Source organism: Synechococcus sp. R3-13 (genome assembly GCF_047462195.1).
Taxonomy (GTDB): domain Bacteria; phylum Cyanobacteriota; class Cyanobacteriia; order Thermostichales; family Thermostichaceae; genus Thermostichus.
Genome location: NZ_JANSIO010000251.1, coordinates 1 through 4,031 on the forward strand (window position 1 = coordinate 1; position 4,031 = coordinate 4,031).

Below are 4,031 nucleotides of genomic sequence, written 5' to 3' on the forward strand. Positions count from 1 at the left end.
ACAAGTTGGCCAGGAACTTCTTGAGCTTTCTCGACTTCCCAGGTGCTCTCTTCTGGCTCAAATATACAAATATAAAGACCAACAGAACCTAGCAAGTTTTGGGGCATCCTGTGAATAGCTCTCAGGGTGCTTGCACGGACGGTGGGTTGTTGCGCAAAAACGGCTGTACGGCTACAAATCCCAACCCAAACGATCCGACGACCAAGACGACTGCAGCAGCCATCCAAAGTACGGCAGAGCCCTGTGATCCGTGATGTTGCTCCCGTACCCGCTGATAAATGCCGGCGGAATAGGCTGAGGAGTCTGCCTCGCCGAGATAGGGATCCGGGCCGCCCCTATCCTGCATCAACTCGTCCAGGGAAGGAACCTGGTAGCCAGTGCGGGGGTAGGGCTCGGCAGAGGTGTGGGTGGAAGGGTGGCGAAGGGAATCAAAGGAGGACGGGGCAAAGCCGTTGGATGAGAAGGAGGGGGTCTCGTTGCGGGCCTGTCGGCGCTTGAGGCGATTCAAAAAATCGTAGCTGGGAGGGGCTTCCGGTTGGCCGGGATTGGCAGTCGGGCTGTTCTGTTGGAAAGAGGCTTCAGAAGCTGCAGCAACTTGGGCAGCCTGGCCATTTGCGTCAGCAAGCCGTAGGCTGATTTGCTGCAGGCGCTTCAGGGTGTGGCCCAATTGCCCCTGGAACTCTCGGGTGATGGCAGCGAGCTCTCCAGACAACTGCTGATGCAGAGCGCGCAGGTGCTGGTTTTCCGAGGAAAGCAGGCTTACCTGCTGACGGGCAGACTCCAACTCTTCGGCCACTTGTTGATACACCTGAATCGGCACCACCCCTGGCCCCGTCTCCATTGCAGCAGGGGAGCGAAAGCCACTGGGGTTACTGTTGCTGTTGCGAGCGCCAGAGGGGCTAGAACCCCGAAAACCGTATTGCATAAATTGGGATCGACTCGGAAGGACAGGGGGCTGGGACAGCTTGACACAGAGGGATCCAAGATATCAGGGATCTCCAAGGATAGTGCTGAACACCGGCAATCTAAAGGCGTGCAGCTCTAGCGTTAGTGTAAGCCGCGATTGCTACCCCAAGCATACCGCTAAGCCTTTGGAATGGGCGATCTCTTCACAGCAATTTTTCCCGCCCACAAGCGCCATTTCCCCGCTGCTTCCAGGGAGGGCCGGCTTGCGCTGTCGTTCCCACGTCACGAATACTCTCCCACCAAGTCTGGAGAACCAGGAGATTCGGAATTTGAGGCAGAGGAGTCCTGCAGCAGCCGCTCCAGATCCCGTCGCAGAGGTGGTTCCAACTGTTCCAGCTCATTGACAAAGTCTTTTATACCCTGAAACTGGCGATAAACGGAGGCAAAGCGCACGTAGGCCACCTCACTTAGGTGTTGCAGGCGCTCCAGCACCATCTCGCCGATGCGCAGGCTGGTTACCTCTTGGGCATCTTCCAATTGCAGTTTTTCTTCGATCTCATTGACCAGCTCTTCCATCTGTCTGACGGTGACGGGGGTTTTTTGGCAGGCACGCATCACCCCTTGCAGGATCTTGTTGCGGTTGAAACTTTCGCGGGATCCATCCCGTTTAATGACCATGATGGGCATGAACTCGATGCGCTCATAGGTGGTGAAGCGGTAGCCACAGGACATGCATTCTCGCCGCCGCCGCACACTCTGGCCACCTTCTGCCGAACGAGATTCCAAAACTCGGATTTCTTGTTTGCTGCAGCGGGGACATTTCATGGCTTGCAGTCCTTACAAAGCGACAGGTGGGTAGGAGGGTGCCTCAATTTTACCGGATGCTTAATCTTCTGGTGCTTAGACAGATTGCAAATGAGATGGACTCTGTTCGTCGAGTGCAGATTGCAAGGGATCCCACCAAGCAGCGGCTTGCGCCTGGATCTGGGCCTTCAGCTCCGGTTCCATGCGATCCAAATGGATCAATACCCATTTCATTCTGCCCAAGGGGGCTAAGAGGGATCGCTGACGCAACAGGAAGTCCCAATACAACGTATTGATGGGGCAGGCTTGTTTGCCAACCTTTTCGCTGGGATTGTAGCGGCAATGGCGGCAGTAGTCACTCATTTTGCGGATGTACTGAGCAGAGGCGGCATAGGGTTTGGTGGAGAGCATGCCCCCATCGGCAAAAAGGCCCATGCCGATGACGTTGGGCTGCATCACCCAGTCGTAGCTGTCGATAAACACATCCTGAAACCACGCTTCTACTGCCTGGGGCTGAATGCCACTGATGAGGGCGAAATTGCTGAGCACCATTAGCCGCTGGATGTGGTGGGCATAACCATGACGGCGAATTTGATCCAGGGTGTGCTGCAGACAGGCCATGTCGGTTTTGCCCGTCCAAAAAAACTCTGGCAGGGGTCGCTGGTGGCCAAAAAAGTTGTTCTGGGCATAGCCGTTGGGCATTTGGTATTCGTAGAAGCCGCGCATGTACTCCCGCCAGCCCAGGATCTGGCGGATGAAGCCTTCGGCGGAGGGCAGGGGGATCCCGCCGCGATGGTAGGCTTGTTCGACGGCAGCGATGACTTCGTGGGGGGTGAGCAGGCCCAAGTTGAGGTAGGGAGAAAGCAGCGAGTGGAAAAGGAAGTCTTCCCCGGCTTGCATGGCGTCTTGCCAGGGGCCGAAGTGGGGCAGGCGCTCGTGAATGAAATGATCAAGCACTTGCAGGGCTTGGGCGCGGGTGACGGCCCAGCCAAATCCTTCTAAGGATCCGAAGTGATGGCCGTAGTGTTGCCTAACTTTTGCGATGACAGCCTGGGTAATGGCATCGGGGGAAAAGGTGAGGGGCCGAGGATAGCGCATTCCCGGTTTGGGGGGATGGCGGTTCTCCCGGTCGTAGTTCCAGCGCCCCCCCAGGGGCTTGGGGCCGTCCATGAGAATGCGAAAGCGTTTGCGCCCTTCGCGGTAAAAGTCTTCCAGGAGCAGGCGCTTGCGACCTGAGGCCCAGTCGATAAATTGACGAGTACTCCAGAGGAAGTGGTTGTTTTCCAAGATCAGGAGGGGGCAAGGGAGGGTGGATCTCAGCTTTTCTATTTCATCTCGGACGGGAATATCGGCGGGCTGCATGAGGCGGATCTGCTGCAGTTGATGCTGCTTGGCCCAGGTTTGCAGCGGCTCGGCATAGCTGTCGGCTTCCACGTAGGTGACCGGGTAGCCCCGCTGTTGCAGTTCTTGGGCAAAGTGGCGCATGGCCGACCAGACCAGCACCAATTTCTGCTGGTGGTGGTTGCGGGAGCTGGCCCAGGTGTGGGATTCGATGAGAATGACGGGAACTCGGTCTGGGGATAGGGTTGATAGGGAAGCGAGGGCGGATTGCTGGGGGTGGAGTTGATCCGCAAGGATCCAAACCCCTTCTGGGCCGGCAGATGGAGCGATCATGGGATGCTGAAGCTCTCGGTCTATGGGAGGAGCGCTGAGAATGACACAGGTTGAGTTTAGCTCTGGGGGGCAAGGCCAGGTGGCACCCAAATGTTTGCTGAATCTCGGCGGGACAGCTGAGGAGAGAGGATGATGCGGCAGACAGGGATCCCTTTCCTGCGGTGGTGGGCCGGGCTGGGGATGGTGGCCCTGCTGCTGCTGGTGATCTGGAACTGCACGGATCCCTTGCCGCCGGCGTGGGATGAGGCGCAGCATCTGCTGCAGGCGCAGGCTTTTGGGCTTCACCTGGGACGGTTTCGCTGGGATGGGCTGTGGGGGCAGCAGTTTTTGCATTTGAACCAGCGCTACCCCCCTTTGGCCTATTGGCTGGGGATCCCCTTGGCGGCTCTGCATCCCTTCAGCCGGGCGGACGGGCAGTTGCTCAACTTGGTGTTGCTGGGGGTGCTGGTTCTGGCAACGCAGCGGCTGGGACAGCGGGTCTATCGCTCTGGGGAAGTGGGCTGGCTGGCGGCGGCGTTGGTGCTCCTCTATCCGGGGATCACGGCTTTGGCCCACGTGTACATGTTGGAGTTGCCGCTGGTGGTGGCGGTGACGCTGGCGTTTTGGGCGCTGTGGGCCTATGGGGAGAAGCCTTCCTGGTGGGGGGC

General features: G+C 58.1%; 3 protein-coding genes and 1 pseudogene. 1 reads left to right on the top strand and 3 read right to left on the bottom strand.

Annotated features, from left to right (window positions below; all coding sequences use genetic code 11):
- Positions 1 to 121: 121 nt before the first annotated feature.
- The 3 genes from NW856_RS07815 to NW856_RS07825 form a co-directional block, all read right to left on the bottom strand.
- Positions 122 to 841 (bottom strand): hypothetical protein, encoded by a 720-nt coding sequence (locus NW856_RS07815; RefSeq protein ID WP_414399736.1) that lies wholly within the window; start codon positions 839 to 841, stop codon positions 122 to 124.
- A gap of 347 nt (positions 842 to 1,188) precedes the next feature.
- Positions 1,189 to 1,731 carry a transcriptional regulator NrdR gene (gene nrdR / locus NW856_RS07820; protein ID WP_414328718.1) on the bottom strand — a complete coding sequence of 181 codons (543 nt, stop codon included), beginning with the start codon at positions 1,729 to 1,731 and terminating at the stop codon, positions 1,189 to 1,191.
- A gap of 75 nt (positions 1,732 to 1,806) precedes the next feature.
- Positions 1,807 to 3,384 (bottom strand): cryptochrome/photolyase family protein, encoded by a 1,578-nt coding sequence (locus tag NW856_RS07825; protein ID WP_414399737.1) that lies wholly within the window; start codon positions 3,382 to 3,384, stop codon positions 1,807 to 1,809.
- A gap of 129 nt (positions 3,385 to 3,513) precedes the next feature.
- Between NW856_RS07825 and NW856_RS07830 the strand changes: the two are divergent.
- Positions 3,514 to 4,031, top strand: a pseudogene (locus tag NW856_RS07830) (hypothetical protein); the annotation flags it as partial.

Coding starts and splice junctions, on each gene's coding strand:
- NW856_RS07825 (WP_414399737.1), bottom strand. CDS start 3,384: ATGATCGCTCCATCTGCCGGCCCAGAAGGGGTTTGGATCCTTGCGGAT.
- NW856_RS07815 (WP_414399736.1), bottom strand. CDS start 841: ATGGAGACGGGGCCAGGGGTGGTGCCGATTCAGGTGTATCAACAAGTG.
- nrdR (WP_414328718.1), bottom strand. CDS start 1,731: ATGAAATGTCCCCGCTGCAGCAAACAAGAAATCCGAGTTTTGGAATCT.